Genomic DNA, 18,682 nt, shown 5'->3' on the forward strand with positions numbered 1-18,682 from the left:
TCAACGATTAATATAGAGACAATTTTGTACAAAATTATAGAGAACTCACGGCAATGATGAACCATAAGAGACTCAGTGTACCACGCTTACTTACTCCTGTTGCACTGGCAATTACGCTCGCCGCCTGTTCTTCAGGCCCGCGCCAACCAGATAGCGTTGATATTACACTTGAGCCGACACAGTCTGTTCAGAACTACATGATTCAAGCGGATAGCACCGAAGGTAGCTTACAAAACGACTGGTTGATCATGGCAACCAAAGCGGCAATTCAAGCGAACGAATTGGATCAAGCGGAGTTGCTGATCAAGCGTCTTTCTCGTCAGCAATTGACCGAAGTTCAACAAGCAGAGTGGCAATTAGCCCGTGCGACCATACAGCAAAAGAAAGGCAATTACCCACAATTGCTGCAAACGCTGAACTTCCAACCTAACTGGAAACTGCCAAGCGAACAGTGGAAAGACTACTACGAACTGCGTGCAGATGCTTACCAAAGCATGAACCAACCGTTCGAAGCTAACCGCCAGTTGGTTGCACAGGGTCAATATGCTTCATCAGCAGAACAACGTGAGATCTCTAGCCGTATTTGGATGAACTTTGCCAGCTATTCAGAAAGTGAACTAACGGCACTGCAAACGGCACCGAATGAAGATGTACTTGATGGCTGGTTGCAACTAGCAATCTATTCAAAGACCCTTTCAAGCAACATTCCACAACTAAAGAACACGCTTGAACGTTGGCTAAGTGAAAACCCATCTCACCCAGCAGCGGTTTACACACCAGTTGAAATTCAAAACATTCTTTCTCTAGAAATCGTTAAGCCAAACAACACGGCTCTATTGCTGCCTCTTACAGGCAAGTTTGCTCCGCAAGCACAGCTGATTCGTGATGGTTTCATCTTTGCGATGATGAACGATGATATGCGCGATCCAAGCGCGACGCTAACTGTGATCGATACTCACGCTTATTCAGCGGATCAAATCAAACAGCGTCTAATCAACGAGAACATCGACTTTGTTGTTGGTCCTCTACAAAAAGAAAACGTTGAGAAGCTACAAGCAACCTTGGATGGATCAGAAACTGGCGTGAAGATCCCAGCTCTAGCATTGAACATTCCAGAAGACGTTCAACCAGGTACAGACATGTGTTACCTAGCACTGTCTCCGGAGCAAGAAGTGGCGCAAGCGGCAAAATACTTGTTCAATCAAGGTTACCAATTCCCAATGATCTTGGCACCGAATGGCGCTTACGGTCAGCGCGTGGTTGAAGCGTTTAATGAAGAATGGCGCAAGTACAGCTCAAACAAAGTGGCGTCGAGCTACTTTGGCGACAAGCGTCAGCTTCAGAAGAACATTAACAGCGTATTTGGCTTACAAGAGAGCCAACAACGTATCGCACAAATGCAGTCTCTGATGCGTATTTCTTTAGAGAGCCCACCACGCAGCCGTCGTGATGTGGACGCTGTGTACATTGTTGCTCGCAGCTCTGAACTTACGCTTATCAAGCCATTTATTGAAGTGGCGATTAACCCAGACGCTAAACCACCTAAATTGTTCTCAAACTCACGCAGTAACAGCGGTGGTGCAACATACGAAGATCTATCAGGCGTGGCTTACAGTGACATTCCAATGCTGATTAACCCAGATCCAACCATCGAAGCAGAGATGAATGAGCTATGGGCAGATCAATCTAACATGGAAAAACGCTTGGAAGCGCTAGGTATGGACGCGTACAAACTGATTGGTGAATTGCCACAAATGAAGCTTCTGCCGGGTTACTCGGTAAGCGGTCAGACGGGCGTGCTTAGCATCGACAACAACTGTGTTGTAGAACGTGAGCTAGACTGGGCTGAGCGTGGGGCTCTTTAGTAAGAGACAAATCGGCAACCAATATGAAACCCTGGCGAAGCAGTATTTGCAGCGCCAGGGTTTGCGCTTTTTAGATCAAAATTTTCTGACTAAAGTCGGTGAAATTGATTTAATCTTCCAACAAGGTGAAACTATCGTCTTTGTTGAGGTCAAATATCGTAAGAATGATAGCTTTGGCTCAGCAGCAGAAATGGTCACCCGCGCAAAAATACGTAAACTAATCAAAACAGCCCAAATTTGGCTAAGCCAGCAAAAGCGCTCGGCAAACAATATCGATTATCGGTTTGATGTGGTCGCCATTCACGACAATGGCCGAGACATTAACTGGATACAAAATGCAATCTCTGAAGGATAAACGATGCTAGACAGCATTAAAGACAGTTTTACAGAAAGTATTCAAATTCAAATTGCGGCAGCAGAAGCGTTGCCAGATGCCATTACTCACGCCGCTCAAGCGATGGTGTCGAGCCTACTCAATGGCAATAAAATCCTATGCTGTGGTAACGGTGGCAGTGCATCGAACTCGCAACAGTTTGTCTCTTGCCTTTTGAACCGATTCGAAACTGAGCGCCCTAGCCTTCCAGCAATGGCTTTAACAGCAGATAACACAACATTGACTGCTGTAGCGAACGATTACCACTACCAAGAGATCTTCTCTAAGCAAGTACGCGCCTTTGGTCAGCCTGGCGACATTTTATTAGCCATTTCGACCAGTGGTAACAGCAAAAACGTACTTAAAGCGATGGAAGCAGCTGTAACACGCGATATGACCATCATCGCCCTAACGGGCAAAGACGGTGGTGAAATGGCAGGCCTGCTTGGTGAGAATGATGTTGAAATCCGCATCCCATCACATCGTACAGCGCGCATTCATGAAGTGCACATGGTGACACTTCATTGTCTGTGTGATCTAATCGACCAAGTACTTTTCCCAGCTCACGAAGAATAACCGAATTGAGAGTTTAGAATTATGATACGTAGTCTTGTCATTTTGTGTGCAGCGCTGAGCATGAGCGGCTGTGCCGGTTTGTTTATTGCAGGGGCTGCGACCACTGCCAATCTCGTTACAGATACGCGCACGACCAAAGAAATTTGGCAAGACAACAACATCGAATTCGAAGTCGCTGCAATTGGCAATAAAGCCCCTTTCAAAGGCAAAGCACGCGTCGTTGCAAGCTCATACAACGGCACTGTCGTATTAATGGGCCAAGCCCCAACTCAAGACCTCATCAACGAGTTTGAAAACAAAGCTCGTGAAGTAAGTGGTGTGAAGAACATCCATAACCAAATTAAGCAAAAAGAGCCTTTGAGCGTGACACAAATCAGTAACGACAGCTGGATCACGACTAAAGTGAAATCAGCGCTGCTTACCGACAGTGAGCTTAATGGCGTGAAAGTGAAAGTCATCACTGAAGACAGTGATGTATTCTTATTTGGCTATGTAACGCCAGAACAAAGTGAGAGAGCAACAGAGATCACACGCAATATCTCAGGCGTAAAACAAGTAATCAAAGGCTTCCAATATGGTGATGAAAAACCACTAGAAGTTGAAGAGCCAGAAGCGGCAAATACAGTGCCGGCAGAGACAGAAAAAGAGACGCCGGTAAACGAGCTTGGATAAGTGACGAAGCCTGTTATCAAAGAGGCTGAATTAGATAAGAAAAAAGCAGCGTATCGACGCTGCTTTTTTTATTTGATAACTCGTAAGCTTGGTCTGCCTTTCGGGCGAGGTGTTTCTTCCTCTTCAGACTCAGAGTCCACGATTTCAGGTTCATCATTCACCGTGGTGAAGGTTGGAGACTGCTCTTCTTCTACAATCCCTTCCTCTTCAATATGAGTGTATGCTTCTTCTGGTTCAAACATGGTGCCAGCACCATTCTCACGTGCGTAAATCGCTTGTACAGCGTAAACAGGCACGATAACCGAATGCGGACGACCACTAAAACGAGCGTGGAAGGTAATCGCATCATTACCCAACTCAAGTTGACCAACAGCACGTGGAGCAATGTTCAAGATGATTTGACCATCTTGAACAAACTCAACTGGTACACGTACACCTGGCATGGTTGCATCAACCACCAAGTGTGGAGTTAAGTCATTGTCTACTAGCCACTCGTAGAATGCGCGAAGCATGTACGGACGGCGAGCAGTCATTTTTGCAATATCCATAACGTGTTATCTAAATCGCTTAGCGAACTAGACGCATTTCACGTTCAGCTTCAGTTAGAGAAGCAAGGAATGAATCACGTTCAAATACGCGGTTCATGTAAACTTTGATCTCTTTAGAACCAGGGCCTACAAGGTCGATACCTAGTTGAGGTAGACGCCACAATAGTGGAGCTAGGTAACAATCGATTAGGCTGAACTCTTCACTCATGAAGTATTCGTATTCTGCAAAGATTGGTGCAAGAGTCAGAAGATCGTTACGTAGTTTAGTACGTGCTTTTTCTGATTCTTCCGCGTTACCTTTAACAACCTTTTCAGCTAGTGAGTACCAGTTGCGTTCAATACGGTACATCATCAGACGGCTGTTACCACGAGCAACTGGGTAAACAGGCATTAGAGGTGGATGAGGGAAACGCTCGTCCAAGTACTCCATGATGATTTTTGAATCGTAAAGAGCTAGCTCACGGTCCACAAGAGTTGGTACTGACTTGTATGGGTTCAGTTCCACAAGCTCAGCAGGAAGGTTAGCTTCATCAACAAGCTCAACTTCAACACTTACGCCTTTTTCAGCTAATACGATGCGAACCTGATGGCTATACAAATCTGATGCACTTGAGAAAAGAGTCATCACAGAACGTTTATTGGCAGCTACAGCCATGGAGCCCTCCAGCACACTTACAAATAAAAATAATGGAGGCTAAGCCTCCATTATTCGTCAATTAAAATTGGGAATTAGCACGGTATGATAGCACAATTAATGCACATCACGCCAATACTCTTTCTTGAGCATCACGACAACAATTGTTAGTAGAACTAGGAAGCCCATTACCCACCAACCAAGCGCATGACGCTCTAGCTGAACTGGGTCACCAGAGTAAACTAGGAAGTTCACTAGGTCGCCAACTGCTTTGTCATACTCGCCAGAGCTTAGCTCACCCGTACCGTTAGTTTCAGTACCAACAACCACTTGTACTTCTTCACCGTCCACAACTTTTGTGCCGTAAACTGGTGTCGGGATGCCTTGAAGTTCTTCAAGAACGTGCGGCATACCAACGCTTGGGAAAACAATGTTGTTTACGCCAAATGGACGAGATGGGTCAACATAAAAAGAGCGCAGGTAAGTGTATAGCCAGTCTGCACCACGAACTCGAGCAACAAGTGTTAGATCCGGTGGCGGCGCACCAAACCAATCACCCGCTTGCTTCGCAGGCATCGCATTTACCATTAGGTCACCGATTTTCGCTTCAGGATCAAAAATCAGGTTTTCCTTCATTAGGTCAGCAGGAATATCCAAGTCTGTCGCTACTCGCTCGTAACGCTGGTATTGCGTTGAGTGACAAGCAAAACAGTAGTTCATGAACAGCTTCGCGCCGTTTTGTAGCGAAGCTTTATCCGATAGGTCCACGTTCGCCTTGTCTAGCGGTACGTTGGCACCCGCTGCCATCGCGAGAGATGGCAACATAGCAAATAGAATTACAATCCACTTCTTCATTTGAATGTCACCCTCTCTGGTAATGGTTTGGTTGCTTCATTTTTGCTGTAGAAGAACAGCAGTACAAAGAACATGAAGTAACACAAGCTAAAGATCTGAGACAGAATTGTGTACAGCGGCGTTGCCGGCAGTGCACCCAAAATACCCAGAGCGATAAAGGCGATAGTGAACTGAACAATATTCAACAGGTGCAGTTTGCTACGGTAACGGTATGAACGAACTTTACAACGGTCCAACCAAGGTAGAACAAACAGTACTGCAATTGACGCACCCATTAGGATTACACCCAATAGTTTGTCTGGAACCGCACGCAAGATTGCGTAGAACGGCGTGAAGTACCATACAGGAGCGATGTGCTCAGGTGTCTTCAGTGGGTTTGCAGCTTCAAAGTTAGGCGGCTCAAGGAAGTATCCACCCATCTCTGGGTTGAAGAACAGTACGTAACAGAAGAAGAACAAGAAACCAGCGACACCAACCAAGTCCTTAACCGTACCGTACGGGTGGAAAGGAATCGAATCGATGATGTCGTATTTCTTCGTGTAGTAATCGTGGAACTTGAATTGCGTTTCGTAATCGTCGCCCATTGAACCTTTTGGTAACTTAGTCTCGATACCATCCGGGTTGTTAGAGCCAACTTCGTGCAGTGCCAATACGTGCAACACAACAAGAAGAAGTAGAACGATAGGTAGGGCAATAACGTGTAGTGCGAAGAAACGGTTCAGCGTTGCACCAGAGATGATGTAGTCACCACGGATCCAAAGTGTTAAGTCGTCACCGATAACAGGAATCGCACCAAACAGAGAAATGATTACCTGAGCACCCCAATATGACATCTGACCCCATGGTAATAGGTAACCCATGAAAGCTTCTGCCATTAGAACCAAGAAGATCAACATACCGAAGATCCAAAGTAGCTCACGAGGCTTTTGGTATGAACCGTAAATCAGACCACGGAACATGTGCAGGTAAACAACAACGAAAAACGCTGATGCGCCAGTTGAGTGCATGTAACGCAACAACCAGCCGTAATCAACGTCACGCATGATGTATTCGATAGAAGCAAACGCACCATCACCAGATGGAACGTAGTTCATTGTTAACCAGATACCCGTAAGGATTTGGTTAACCAGTACCAACATTGCCAGAGAACCGAAAAGGTACCAAAAGTTGAAGTTCTTAGGCATTGGGTATTCAGACAAATGCTTTTTATAAGCATTCATCGCGGGAATTCGTTTTTCAACCCAGTCTAGTAGTGCTTGCATTATGCGTCTCCCTCATCAACACCGATCATGAGCTTCGTATCACTCAAATACATGTGCTTAGGAACCACAAGGTTCAGAGGTGCAGGAACACCTTGGAACACTCGACCAGCCATATCGAATTTAGAACCATGACATGGACAGAAGAAGCCAGACTTAACGCCTTGGACTTGCTCTGAGAACGTGTCAGGTAGATAGGTCGGTGAACAACCTAAGTGAGTACAGAAGCCAACTGCCACGAAATACTCAGGCTTGATCGAACGATGCGCATTCTGAGCATAAACTGGCTGTTGTTCCATTTCTGATTGTGGGTCACGAAGCTGTCCGTCGATGTTCTTTAGGTTATCCACCACTTCTTGAGTACGACGTACAACCCATACAGGCTTACCTTGCCACTCAACACGAACCATCTGACCGGCTTCGATTTTACTGATATCCACTTCCACCGGCGCACCCGCAGCTTTTGCTTTGGCGCTCGGATTCCATGATTTGATAAAAGGCACGGCGACGGCAGCTGCCCCTAATCCACCAACAACTGCCGTTGTAGCGGTTAGAAAACGCCTGCGACCGTTATTTAAAGGCGCGTTGCTCATCCAAACATTCTCCCATTTGCTCCCTTTGGATCGTTATTATTCCGCTTATAAGAGCATGGCTAACAAATAATGAATTTAGTTCTATTTATTGGGGGGAAATGATAAAGAAAACCCTACTTTTTGACAAGATAAAGCTACCTTTTTGTAACAATTGTGAGGCAAATCGCTCACGCCGTCACAAAAGCGGCAAAATTATAAAAAATAGATGTGATTTGTAACAAGAAAGCGAAACGAAGAATGGCTAGAAACGAGATAAAAAGCCTTGTATTTCGGCTGTTTTCAGCCAATTAGATAGAAAGATCTTTCAAGAATGTGAAGGAGTCCTCCACTTTTGTTATCTCAGCTTTGTAGCACGAAGAAAACCAAAAAACTTGCAGATAAAACGATCAAATGTTGCGAGGATATTAAGCAAGAATGTGAAAACAAATGCGAAAGGAAAAACGGACTTTTTCAGGCTTTAGAAAAACAAAAAGCTCGGCATATAGCCGAGCTTTGATGCACAGTTTCCAAAGTAACTCTGGAACAGCATAAATTTCCGATAAGAGGAAATTAACGCTTAGAGAACTGTGGACGACGACGTGCTTTACGTAGACCAACTTTCTTACGTTCAACGCAACGAGCGTCACGAGTAACGTAACCAGCTGCACGTAGAGTAGGACGTAGAGACTCATCGTACTCCATAAGAGCGCGAGTGATACCGTGACGGATAGCACCAGCTTGACCAGAAATACCGCCACCTTTAACAGTAACGTATAGGTCTAGCTTCTCAGTTAGTTCAACTAGCTCAAGAGGTTGTTTAACAACCATGCGAGAAGTTGGACGACCGAAGTACTCATCAAGGCTACGCTTGTTGATTACGATGTTGCCGCTGCCTGGTTTGATGAAAACACGCGCAGCTGAGCTTTTGCGACGGCCAGTGCCGTAGTATTGATTCTCTGCCATTTTCGAAATCCCCAATTAGATGTCTAGTACTTGTGGTTGTTGAGCAACATGGTTGTGCTCAGCGCCCGCGTAAACTTTAAGCTTACGGTACATAGCACGGCCTAGAGGACCACGTGGAAGCATGCCTTTAACTGCTAGCTCAAGAACCATCTCAGGTTTACGATCGATCAACTTTTCAAAAGTGATAGATTTTAGACCACCTGGGAATTCAGAGTGACGGTAGTACACTTTGCCTTTAGCTTTGTTGCCAGTTACAGCAACTTTCTCAGCGTTGATAACGATGATGTAATCACCAGTGTCAACGTGAGGAGTGTATTCAGCTTTATGTTTGCCACGTAGGCGAGATGCAATTTCACTTGCTAGACGGCCAAGAGTTTTACCCTCTGCGTCTACAACATACCAGTCGCGTTTTACAGTTTCTGGTTTAGCAACGAAAGTTTTCATGCTAATAATAACCCGTTAATTAAATTTTAAACTTTAAAGGAACACAGTATTGTGTTCCCACACTGTCTAAGAGCCCAGTCATCACCCCTTCGAGTCGTTGGTACTCTCGACCTTCTATGCCGAAATAACTTCGATATTCAGGTCTGCAGTAACGGTGGGTCGCAGGATTATAGAGAAGAGCGAAGAAAAAATCACCTTTTTTTGCGCCAAATCACTAATTTTTTCTTCACTTTTTTAAGATGAGTTGCTGTTTTTTACGCCAGATGCTCTCTAGCAAGGTATTCGTGACTCTGCATTTCTGTCAGTCGAGACAAGCAACGTTTAAATTCGAACTCTAACTGTCCTTGTGTGTAAAGGAACTCCATTGCAACTTCAGCAGAAATAATCAACTTAACGTTACGTTCGTAGAATTCATCGACCAATGCAATAAAGCGTCTCGCTGCATCATCTATCTTGCTACCCATTTGCTTCACGTCCGCCAGCAAGACAGTATGGTAGATGCGCGATAATTCAATGTAATCGTTTTGACTGCGTGCGGTTTGACACAGTTGTTCAAAAGAAGCATGTAGCACGCCATCACTGGCTTCTATTACCGCCACTTCTCGATGATTGATTTCAATGCTGTGCGCCGCAACTTTTCTTTCACCAATCAGCTGTTGGTAATACGTATTAAGATTGATAGACGCCTGCTCATCCAACGGATAATGATAGATTTCGGCTTGTTGCAGCGTTCTTAGGCGGTAATCCACGCCACTGTCGACATTAAGCACGTCACAGCGCTGAATGATCATGTCTATCGCGGGTAAGAAACGAGCCCGTTGTAAGCCATTACGATACAAGTTTTCAGGCTCAATGTTCGACGTCGCGACCAAAATCATTTGTCGCTTAAACATCTCTTGCAACAAGGTCGCTAAGATCATCGCATCTGTGATATCGGAAACGAAGAATTCATCAAAACAGACCACATCCACTTCTTTCTTGAATAAATCGGCCACTTTTGACAACGGGTTTTCCACTTCACCTAAACGCTTGAGCTCATCATGCACACGATACATAAAACGGTGAAAATGCACGCGCATCTTTCTTTCTGTCGGCAAGGCGTCAAAAAACGCATCCATGAGGTAAGTTTTGCCCCGCCCTACTCCTCCCCAAAAGTACAGGCCTTTTGGTGGTTCTGGCATTTCAGGCTTTTTACCCAGTAATTTCTGCCAAGTGCTAAGCTGAGGAATAGGCGCAGACTGGAATTCTGCAATCGCATGGTAAAGGTTGTCTAAAGCAACGACAGCATTATGTTGTGCTTCGTCACGCTGGAATCCATGCTCTGCTATGTCTTGTTGGTATCGTTGTAATGGTGTCATGGCATTGAGTCGTATCAGAGGTACAGAAAAAATTGTCACCTCGGGGTCAGCTTTTAGAATAGAGAGATATGGATATCAGTCCCCGAAGACTTACCGCTATTTTTCTTTATCGGCTGTTCAAGCCATAGTAACATGGACTAGCACCGCGTGTAACTAAGTAGTAAAAGACTTGTTAAAACAACTATAAGGAGCAGTTATGCCTTGGATTTATGCCATTGTGGGTTTGCTGGTCGGTACAATCGTAGGCGTAGTCATTAGTAGACTAACCACCCCCGAATACAAAAAACAAAAGTCTGTGCAAAAAGAGCTGGAAGCAGCCAAGTTTGAGCTAGAGCAACAACGTCAAGAGCTCGTCGATCACTTTGCACAAACTGCAGAAATGTTGGATACCTTAGGTAAAGACTACACCAAGCTGTACCAACACATGGCGAAGACGTCTTCAGAACTTCTGCCTAACTTGCCTGAGCAAGACAATCCGTTTGATAAGAAGACAGCCATGTCGACTGAACAGATTGAAGAAGACCAATCTAACGTCAACGAACAACCAAAAGACTACGCCAACGGCGCAACAGGTCTTTTAAAGGATCAGGAAAAAGAAATCATCGACGCACCAGAAGCTGTCACTGCTAAAGCGTCTTAATCTCCCCTTTCCTACCTAACTGGGTCAATACATACACATTTCTTATCAATTTGTATTGACCCTTTTTGAACTTTTCTTAAGCAACTCATCTCTAACAACCTGTGTGCTGTCGCCACCTTTTGATTATCCGAATTAATCCCTATATAACTAAATAACCGTATAGAACTAACGGTTCGGATATTTCTTTTTGACAGACCTGTTTCAAGAGGAGTTATTGGATGAAAAAACCATTGCTTGCGCTAACCGTTCTATCTTTAAGCTTGGGTTCAATCATCACCCCAATTACTGCGACTGCGGCACTGCCGTTAAGTGTGGATGGGGAGCAGTTACCTAGCCTTGCCCCGATGCTCGAAAAAGTGACCCCTGCGGTTGTGAGTATTGCGGTTGAAGGTAAACAAGTTCAAACCAGCCGTATCCCAGAGCAGTTTCAGTTCTTCTTTGGGCCTGAGTTTCCAACAGAGCAAACTCGCGAACGTCCATTCCGAGGCTTAGGCTCTGGCGTTATTATTAACGCGGACAAAGGGCAAATCGTCACAAACTACCATGTAATTAAAGGCGCTGATGACATCCGTGTCCGCTTGTACGATGGTAGAGAGTACGATGCAGAACTCGTCGGTGGAGATGAAATGTCAGACATTGCTCTACTCAAACTGGAGAAAGCAAAAGATCTGACTCAGATTAAAGTCGCTGATTCAGACAAGCTACGCGTTGGTGATTTCACGGTTGCGATTGGTAACCCGTTTGGCCTTGGTCAAACCGTCACTTCGGGTATCGTCTCGGCACTGGGTCGAAGCGGCTTGAATGTGGAGAACTTCGAGAACTTCATCCAAACAGATGCGGCCATCAACAGCGGTAACTCAGGCGGTGCTTTAGTTAACCTCAATGGTGAACTAATCGGTATCAATACAGCGATTCTTGGTCCGAATGGCGGTAATGTTGGTATCGGTTTTGCGATTCCATCTAACATGATGAAAAACTTAACAGACCAAATTCTAGAGTTTGGCGAAGTGAAACGCGGCATGCTAGGCGTACAAGGTGGTGAAGTCACTTCAGAACTGGCAGAAGCATTAGGTTATGAATCGAGTAAAGGTGCGTTTGTTAGTCAAGTAGTGCCTGATAGCGCTGCAGATAAAGCAGGCCTGAAAGCTGGTGATGTGATTACTTCCGTAAACGGTAAGTCGATTGATACCTTCTCCGAGTTACGCGCAAAAGTCGCAACGCTCGGTGCGGGCAAAGAGATCACATTGGGTGTGATTCGTGATGGTAAGAAAAAATCCTTCGATGTGACGTTAGGTGAATCGACCAATGTGAAAGCGAAAGCGGAAACGCTTCACGAAGGCCTTAAAGGTGCAGAACTCAGCAACACCACACCAAGCGATAAAATCCAAGGTGTTAAGGTGACCAGTGTGGCTGAAAACTCTCCAGCGGCACAATACCAACTTGAGCAAGACGATATCATTATTGGTGTTAACCGTAAGCGTGTGAAGAATTTAGCAGAACTGCGCGCGATTGTTGAAAAACACAAAGGTGTGCTCGCGATAAACGTTCAACGTGGTGATCGGACGGTTTACTTAGTTATCCGTTAATTGACATCATTCAACAATCACATAGCTGAAAGCAAACGAGCGCTAGCAACATATTTATCAGTGATAGCGCTCGAATACTTTCCTTCTTATGTCATGGTTTTTTAAAAGGGCAAGACGATCGCGTCTTGCCCTTTTGTTATTTTTCAATGTAATGCTATCCTTCAGTTTTCTATGCCAATTGGGCGCTCAATCATGGAGAGGTTATGCTTAGCTTTTTGTTACGTTCTGTCTTTTTAGGCTTAGCAACTGCCGTTATCGTATTACTCGCCGTTCCATCTTTGCGCAGCAATGTTATCCCAACCGCCCTTGTTGACCCGCAACCGAGCAATATCGCATCGCTAGAAGTGTCTTTTAACCAAGCGGTAAGAAAGGCAGCACCTGCGGTGGTGAATATCTACAGCCGCAAATATGTGGAAAATGATCGCAGCAAGCTATCGACTCAAGGACTAGGTTCTGGGGTTATCGTGAGCGAAAAAGGTTACATCATTACCAACTATCACGTTGTCGCTCAAGCTGACCAAATCGTCGTAGCCTTGCAAGATGGCCGTGTTGCTGCTGCTCAATTGGTAGGTACAGACAAGCGTACAGACATTGCGATCTTACGTGTTGAAGGCTCTAACCTGCCTGTTATCCCACTAAATGCTGACTACAAACCTCAAGTAGGAGATGTGGTGCTTGCCATTGGTAACCCATACAACTTAGGCCAGACGACTACCTTCGGCATTATCTCTGCGACAGGCCGCTCGTCCATCAGTGATGGTCGCCAAGCCTTTATCCAAACCGATGCCGCTATCAATGAAGGCAACTCCGGTGGCGCATTGGTGAATACTCAAGGTGAACTGGTCGGTATCAATACCGCGTCATTCCAACAGGCGACAGACCTTGAGACCTACGGTATCTCATTTGCAATTCCAGCACCGCTAGCAAACAAAATCATGCAGAAGATCATCGCTGATGGCCGCGTGATCCGTGGTTATATCGGTATTGATGGGCAAGATATTAATGCGGTAACTGCTCGCTTGTTAGGTAACGAGCACATTGGCGGTATTGTGGTTCTTGGTATCGATCCAAATGGTCCCGCAAGTGCGGCTGGTTTTGAGAAACAAGACATCATCATCAGTATTAACGGCACTAAAGTTCAAGGACGCCAGAGCGTGATGGACATCGTCACTGACCTACGTCCGGGCACCTCCGTCGATGTTGGCATTATCCGCAAGGGTAAAGAAATGAATCTAAAAGTCACCATCGCCGAAGACAAACAAGAAGCATAAAAAAATCCCAGCCATTGGCTGGGATTTTTGTTTGTGCGTTATTCGCTGTCGCTTGGTTCTTCTGAAACTTCTGAGCTTCCGCCCATCTCGATTTCAATTCGCGTTACGCGCTGTAAACCGCGTGGTAATAAGCTACCTCGGCGTCCACGTTCACCACGGAAGTTATCTAAGTCTGCCGGTTTCAAACCTAGCTTACGCTTGCCCGCATAAAGCGTTAGAGAAGCGCCTTGTGGTAGAGCCATCAAGTGAGACAGAACCTCTTCACGCTCTTTCGCTTTCGCTGCAGGAATGTTGATGATCTTGTTACCTTTACCTTTCGCCAATTGCGGCAGGTCTTTAATTGGGAACAACAGCATGCGGCCTTGGTTGGTAATCGCTAGAATTTCATCCGAATCCAAATCAGCAATCGTCTTCGGTGTCATCACCTCAGAGTTGGCCGGTAGCGTCACCAAGGCTTTACCGCTTCGGTTCTTAGACAATAGCTCAGAGCCTTTACATACAAAGCCGTAACCCGCGTCAGAGCCAACCAGCCATAGTTGCTCATCTTCACCCATGATCACTTGGCGAATGCTGCTACCCGCTGTGATATTCAAGCGACCTGTAATCGGTTCACCTTGGCTTCGAGCCGATGGCAATGAGTGCGACTCTAATGAGTAGCTTCGACCGTCGCTACCGAAGAACACCGCTTGCTGGTTACTCTTACCGCGCGCATGCGCTAGGTAGTTATCACCAGATTTATAGCTTAAGCCTTCTGCGTCTACATCGTGACCTTTCGCATGGCGAATCCAGCCTTTCTCTGAAAGTACCACTGTGATTGGCTCACTTGGTACTAGGTCGCGTTCTGTTAGCGCTTTTGCTTCTGCACGCTCAACCAATGGGGAACGACGGTCATCACCGTATTTCTCTGCGTCTGCTTTGATTTCTTTCTTTAGTAGTGTGTTTAGACGACGCTCAGAACCCAATAGCTGCTCTAGCTTCTCACGTTCATTTTCTAGCTCGTCTTGTTCACCACGAATCTTCATCTCTTCTAGTTTTGCTAGGTGACGAAGTTTAGTATCTAGTATTGCATCCGCTTGGATATCGGTAATACCAAAACGCTCCATCAGCACAGCTTTTGGATCGTCTTCAGTACGAATGATCTCAATCACTTCATCTAGGTTTAGGTAAGCAACTAACAAACCTTCCAAGATGTGTAGACGAGCCATTACTTTGTCTAGGCGGTGTTGCAGACGACGACGGACAGTCGTACGACGGAATTCAATCCACTCAGACAGAATTTGGACCAGACCTTTAACTTGAGGACGGTTATCCAAACCAATCATGTTCAAGTTAACACGGTAGCTGCGCTCAAGGTCGGTTGAAGCGAACAAGTGATTCATCAACAAGTCACAGTCAACGCGGTTTGACTTAGGCACCACTACGATACGTGTTGGGTTTTCGTGATCCGATTCGTCACGAAGGTCGTCTACCATTGGTAGTTTCTTCGCGCGCATTTGGTTCGCAATTTGTTCTAGTAACTTCGCACCCGATACTTGGTGTGGCAGAGAAGTAATGACGATGTCAGAACCTTCTTTGTGCCATACCGCACGCATCTTGATGCTACCGCGACCGTTACGGTAAATCTTCTCGATATCCGCTTGTGGTGAAGTAATTTCAGCTTCTGTTGGGTAATCTGGACCTTTCACAAACTGCATCACATCTGGCAGTTCTGCTTTCGGGTTGTCGATTAAGTGGATGGTCGCATCCGCCACTTCACGAACGTTGTGAGGTGGAATGTCCGTCGCCATACCAACCGCGATACCAGTAACACCGTTTAACAGGATGTGAGGCAGACGTGCTGGCAACATTTGTGGCTCTTTCATCGTGCCATCAAAGTTAGGTTGCCATTCAACTGTACCTTGACCCAGTTCGCCTAACAGTACTTCGGCAAACTTAGACAGTTTCGCTTCGGTATAACGCATTGCCGCGAATGATTTCGGATCATCTGGCGCACCCCAGTTACCTTGACCATCTACCAATGGGTAACGGTAAGAGAATGGCTGAGCCATGAGTACCATCGCTTCGTAACACGCAGAGTCACCATGCGGGTGGTATTTACCTAGTACGTCACCAACGGTACGTGCTGATTTTTTGTATTTCGCTGATGCCGAAAGACCAAGCTCCGACATTGCGTAAATGATGCGTCGTTGAACCGGCTTCAAACCATCGCCAATGTATGGCAATGCGCGGTCCATGATTACGTACATCGAGTAGTTCAGATAAGCGTCTTCAGTGAACTTGCGCATTGGCAACTGTTCAACGCCATCATAAGTAATTTCTGTAGACATCCGTTAAACCTCTGCCATATCGCCGTTGCTTTGTAGCCAAGAACGACGGTCATCCGCTCGTTTCTTACCAAGCAGCATGTCCATCATTTCCATGGTCGCCGCCGAGTCATCGATGGTTAGCTGAACCAGACGACGCGTATTTGGATCCATGGTTGTTTCGCGCAACTGAAGTGGGTTCATCTCACCCAGACCTTTGAATCGTTGCACGTTGATTTTGGCTTTCTTCTTCGACAAGCGCTCTAATACGCCATCTTTTTCGTCATCGTCTAGGGCATAGAATACTTCTTTACCACAGTCGATACGGTACAGAGGCGGCATCGCCACGTAGATATGACCAGCTTCAACCAGCGCACGGAAGTGACGAGTGAACAGTGCACACAATAGCGTTGCGATGTGCAGACCATCCGAGTCCGCATCGGCAAGGATACAGATCTTACCGTAACGAAGGCTGTCTAGGTTGTCGCTGTCTGGGTCAATACCCAGAGCAACTGAGATATCGTGCACTTCTTGAGACGCAAGCACTTGGTCTGCAGAGACTTCCCACGTATTCAAGATCTTACCGCGCAGTGGCATGACCGCTTGGAACTCACGATCACGTGCTTGTTTAGCTGAACCGCCCGCCGAGTCACCCTCCACGAAGAAGATTTCGGTGCGGTTAAGGTCTTGCACAGAACAGTCTGTCAATTTACCTGGCAGTGCTGGGCCCGAGGCAACCTTCTTACGCACAACCTTTTTGCTCGCACGCATACGGCGATGGGCGTTCGCGATACAAACTTCGGCAAGTTGCTCTGCAAGTTGTGGTTTTTCGTTCAACCAAAGGCTGAATGAATCTTTCACCACGCCTGATACAAACGCAGCGGTTTGACGAGAAGAGAGGCGCTCTTTGGTCTGACCCGCAAACTGAGGATCTTGAATCTTAACCGATAGCACGTATGAACAACGGTCAAAAACGTCATCACCAGTTAGCTTCACGCCACGAGGCAGCAAGTTGCGGAATTCACAGAACTCACGCATTGCATCGAGCAAGCCTTGGCGCAGGCCATTAACGTGAGTACCGCCTTGTGCGGTTGGGATAAGGTTCACGTAACTTTCCGTGATCATCTCACCGCCTTCTGGCTGCCAGATCACCGCCCAGCTAGCCGCTTCGGTTTCCGCTGAGAATTCACCAGTAAATGGTTCTTCTGGCAGAACGGTATAACCTTTCACACCTTCCGCTAGATAGTCTTTCAAACCATCTTCGTAGAACCACTTGTAGTCTTTGTTGTTTACTTTATCTGTGAAAGTAATTTCTAGGCCAGGACAAAGTACTGCTTTCGCACGTAGGTTATTCACCAGACGAGTTACTGAGAAGTTTGCAGAATCAAAGTACTTAGCATCTGGCCAGAAGTGCACACTGGTACCACGGTTACGACGACCACATGTGCCTACAACCGTTAGGTCAGAAACTTTATCACCGTGTTCAAAAGCAATCTCATACACTTGACCATCACGACGGACGGTCACTTCAACACGCTTAGACAGCGCGTTTACAACGGAGATACCTACACCGTGCAGACCACCAGAGAATTGGTAGTTCTTATTAGAGAATTTACCACCTGCGTGAAGCTTACATAGGATCAGTTCAACACCTGATACCTTTTCTTCTGGGTGGATATCAACAGGCATGCCTCGACCATCATCGATCACTTCTAGTGATTGGTCAGCATGTAGGATGACTTGTACTTTTGAGGCATGTCCGGCTAGCGCTTCATCGACACTGTTATCGATAACTTCTTGGCCCAAGTGGTTTGGGCGCGCTGTATCCGTATACATCCCTGGTCGGCGACGTACTGGCTCTAAGCCATTCAGTACTTCAATGGCACCAGCATTATATTGTTCAGTCATAATACGGAATTGTTCTCAAAGTTTACTTGTAACCCGAGCCTCGCAATTGTGCGAGCCATACTCGAGAAACGAAAAAGCTACCTCGTCTGTATGCTTATCAAAGATAAGGTCACGCATAACAAAGTAGTCAGGGCTTCATACCCTTAAGATCTTTTTGGCAAAACATAGTCGGAAAGCCTGCCAACTATGTCAAGAAACGGTTGGATATAGCAATGAAAACTATGAGCCTATTCCAATCGTCTCGTTAGTATTACAGTTTTAGGAATTCAATGATTTGAGCAGGATAACGCTCAAAGCCTACAAAACTGTGATCACCGCCTTCTTCTACCGTTTGTTTCGCGTTTGCGAACTTTTCTACGGCTTGGCGGTAGTCTAAAACCTCGTCTTCCGTTTGCTGTAAAAGCCAGAAGCTCTCAGGCGACGCGATGCTTTGTACATCAAGTGCTTTTAGCTCGTCAATATGACAAGCCTCAAGTGTATAGGTTTCGTGCGTATATGGGTTAGTTTGTTCACCGAGGTAATCCACCAGCAATTCATAAGGCTTCACTGCTGGGTTAACAACTACAGCAGGAAAGCCAAACTTTGCATTAAGCCAAGTCGACATGTAGCCCCCCAAAGAACTCCCCACTAAACCAATGTTGTAGTCGTCTTTGTATTGCTCAACGATATCCAATAGGCATTGAGCAGCCAGTTGAGGGAAACACGGCAATTGAGGCACGATAACCTTGATGTCCGGTCGTTGCTGCTCACAGAACGCTTTCATTAAATTCGCCTTCATCGAAAGCGGCGAACTGTTAAAGCCATGGATATAAAGCAACAAAGAAGGTTTACTCATGATCACCTCAAGTTAAAAAA

Annotated in this window: 18 protein-coding genes; 7 read left to right on the forward strand and 11 right to left on the reverse strand. The window is 46.0% G+C overall.

Features of this window, described 5'->3' with window-relative positions:
• Positions 1 to 53: 53 nt before the first annotated feature.
• The 4 genes from ACLIIY_RS13020 to ACLIIY_RS13035 are packed head-to-tail and all read left to right on the forward strand — an operon-like array spanning position 54 to position 3,486.
• Positions 54 to 1,865, forward strand: coding sequence for a penicillin-binding protein activator (locus ACLIIY_RS13020; protein ID WP_045416378.1), 1,812 nt, complete (start codon positions 54 to 56; stop codon positions 1,863 to 1,865).
• Positions 1,852 to 2,220 carry a YraN family protein gene (locus ACLIIY_RS13025; RefSeq protein WP_434527707.1) on the forward strand — a complete coding sequence of 123 codons (369 nt, stop codon included), beginning with the start codon at positions 1,852 to 1,854 and terminating at the stop codon, positions 2,218 to 2,220. Before ACLIIY_RS13020 ends, ACLIIY_RS13025 begins: the two co-directional genes overlap by 14 nt.
• Positions 2,221 to 2,223: 3 nt before the next feature.
• Complete coding sequence (locus ACLIIY_RS13030; protein WP_005436112.1) at positions 2,224 to 2,814, forward strand: phosphoheptose isomerase; 591 nt, start codon at positions 2,224 to 2,226, stop codon at positions 2,812 to 2,814.
• A gap of 21 nt (positions 2,815 to 2,835) precedes the next feature.
• Positions 2,836 to 3,486 (forward strand): BON domain-containing protein, encoded by a 651-nt coding sequence (locus ACLIIY_RS13035; RefSeq protein WP_331419154.1) that lies wholly within the window; start codon positions 2,836 to 2,838, stop codon positions 3,484 to 3,486.
• Positions 3,487 to 3,554: 68 nt separating this feature from the next.
• Here the strand turns inward: ACLIIY_RS13035 and sspB are convergent, their stop codons facing one another.
• From sspB to zapE, 8 genes are all read right to left on the reverse strand, one after another.
• Complete coding sequence (gene sspB, locus ACLIIY_RS13040) at positions 3,555 to 4,034, reverse strand: ClpXP protease specificity-enhancing factor (protein WP_005436108.1); 480 nt, start codon at positions 4,032 to 4,034, stop codon at positions 3,555 to 3,557.
• Positions 4,035 to 4,053: 19 nt separating this feature from the next.
• A complete protein-coding gene (gene sspA / locus ACLIIY_RS13045; protein WP_005436105.1) occupies positions 4,054 to 4,689 on the reverse strand; it encodes a stringent starvation protein SspA in 636 nt (211 codons plus the stop codon).
• 96 nt (positions 4,690 to 4,785) lie between these two features.
• The gene (locus tag ACLIIY_RS13050) at positions 4,786 to 5,523 is read right to left on the reverse strand and encodes a cytochrome c1 (protein ID WP_005436103.1); all 738 of its coding nucleotides are present in this window, start codon (positions 5,521 to 5,523) and stop codon (positions 4,786 to 4,788) included.
• Positions 5,520 to 6,785, reverse strand: coding sequence for a cytochrome b (locus tag ACLIIY_RS13055; RefSeq protein WP_005436097.1), 1,266 nt, complete (start codon positions 6,783 to 6,785; stop codon positions 5,520 to 5,522). Before ACLIIY_RS13055 ends, ACLIIY_RS13050 begins: the two co-directional genes overlap by 4 nt.
• A complete protein-coding gene (gene petA, locus ACLIIY_RS13060; protein WP_005436095.1) occupies positions 6,785 to 7,375 on the reverse strand; it encodes a ubiquinol-cytochrome c reductase iron-sulfur subunit in 591 nt (196 codons plus the stop codon). Before petA ends, ACLIIY_RS13055 begins: the two co-directional genes overlap by 1 nt.
• Positions 7,376 to 7,924: 549 nt before the next feature.
• Positions 7,925 to 8,317 carry a 30S ribosomal protein S9 gene (rpsI, locus tag ACLIIY_RS13065; protein ID WP_005436094.1) on the reverse strand — a complete coding sequence of 131 codons (393 nt, stop codon included), beginning with the start codon at positions 8,315 to 8,317 and terminating at the stop codon, positions 7,925 to 7,927.
• A gap of 15 nt (positions 8,318 to 8,332) precedes the next feature.
• Positions 8,333 to 8,761 carry a 50S ribosomal protein L13 gene (gene rplM / locus ACLIIY_RS13070; RefSeq protein WP_005436093.1) on the reverse strand — a complete coding sequence of 143 codons (429 nt, stop codon included), beginning with the start codon at positions 8,759 to 8,761 and terminating at the stop codon, positions 8,333 to 8,335.
• Between the two features lie 254 nt (positions 8,762 to 9,015).
• Entirely contained in the window at positions 9,016 to 10,119 is a 1,104-nt protein-coding gene (zapE, locus tag ACLIIY_RS13075) for a cell division protein ZapE (RefSeq protein ID WP_434527708.1), read from the reverse strand.
• A gap of 196 nt (positions 10,120 to 10,315) precedes the next feature.
• Here zapE and zapG point away from each other — a divergent pair, with 196 nt between their 5' ends.
• From zapG to degS, 3 genes are all read left to right on the forward strand, one after another.
• Positions 10,316 to 10,759, forward strand: a complete 444-nt coding sequence (gene zapG, locus ACLIIY_RS13080) for a Z-ring associated protein ZapG (protein ID WP_005436091.1) — start codon at positions 10,316 to 10,318, stop codon at positions 10,757 to 10,759.
• A gap of 218 nt (positions 10,760 to 10,977) precedes the next feature.
• The gene (locus ACLIIY_RS13085) at positions 10,978 to 12,345 is read left to right on the forward strand and encodes a Do family serine endopeptidase (RefSeq protein WP_009707746.1); all 1,368 of its coding nucleotides are present in this window, start codon (positions 10,978 to 10,980) and stop codon (positions 12,343 to 12,345) included.
• A gap of 203 nt (positions 12,346 to 12,548) precedes the next feature.
• On the forward strand, positions 12,549 to 13,616 hold the full coding sequence (gene degS, locus ACLIIY_RS13090; protein WP_005436089.1) for an outer membrane-stress sensor serine endopeptidase DegS: 1,068 nt from the start codon (positions 12,549 to 12,551) through the stop codon (positions 13,614 to 13,616).
• 38 nt (positions 13,617 to 13,654) lie between these two features.
• Here degS and parC read toward each other — a convergent pair whose 3' ends face one another.
• The 3 genes from parC to yqiA all read right to left on the reverse strand — a co-directional run bounded on the left by parC (position 13,655) and on the right by yqiA (position 18,662).
• Positions 13,655 to 15,943, reverse strand: a complete 2,289-nt coding sequence (gene parC / locus ACLIIY_RS13095; RefSeq protein ID WP_434527709.1) for a DNA topoisomerase IV subunit A — start codon at positions 15,941 to 15,943, stop codon at positions 13,655 to 13,657.
• Between the two features lie 3 nt (positions 15,944 to 15,946).
• Entirely contained in the window at positions 15,947 to 17,827 is a 1,881-nt protein-coding gene (gene parE, locus ACLIIY_RS13100; RefSeq protein WP_434527710.1) for a DNA topoisomerase IV subunit B, read from the reverse strand.
• Between the two features lie 250 nt (positions 17,828 to 18,077).
• Positions 18,078 to 18,662, reverse strand: coding sequence for an esterase YqiA (gene yqiA, locus ACLIIY_RS13105; protein ID WP_033005255.1), 585 nt, complete (start codon positions 18,660 to 18,662; stop codon positions 18,078 to 18,080).
• Positions 18,663 to 18,682 lie beyond the last annotated feature (20 nt).

The organism is Vibrio sp. K4 (assembly GCF_051122595.1).
Taxonomy (GTDB): Bacteria; Pseudomonadota; Gammaproteobacteria; order Enterobacterales; family Vibrionaceae; genus Vibrio; species Vibrio owensii.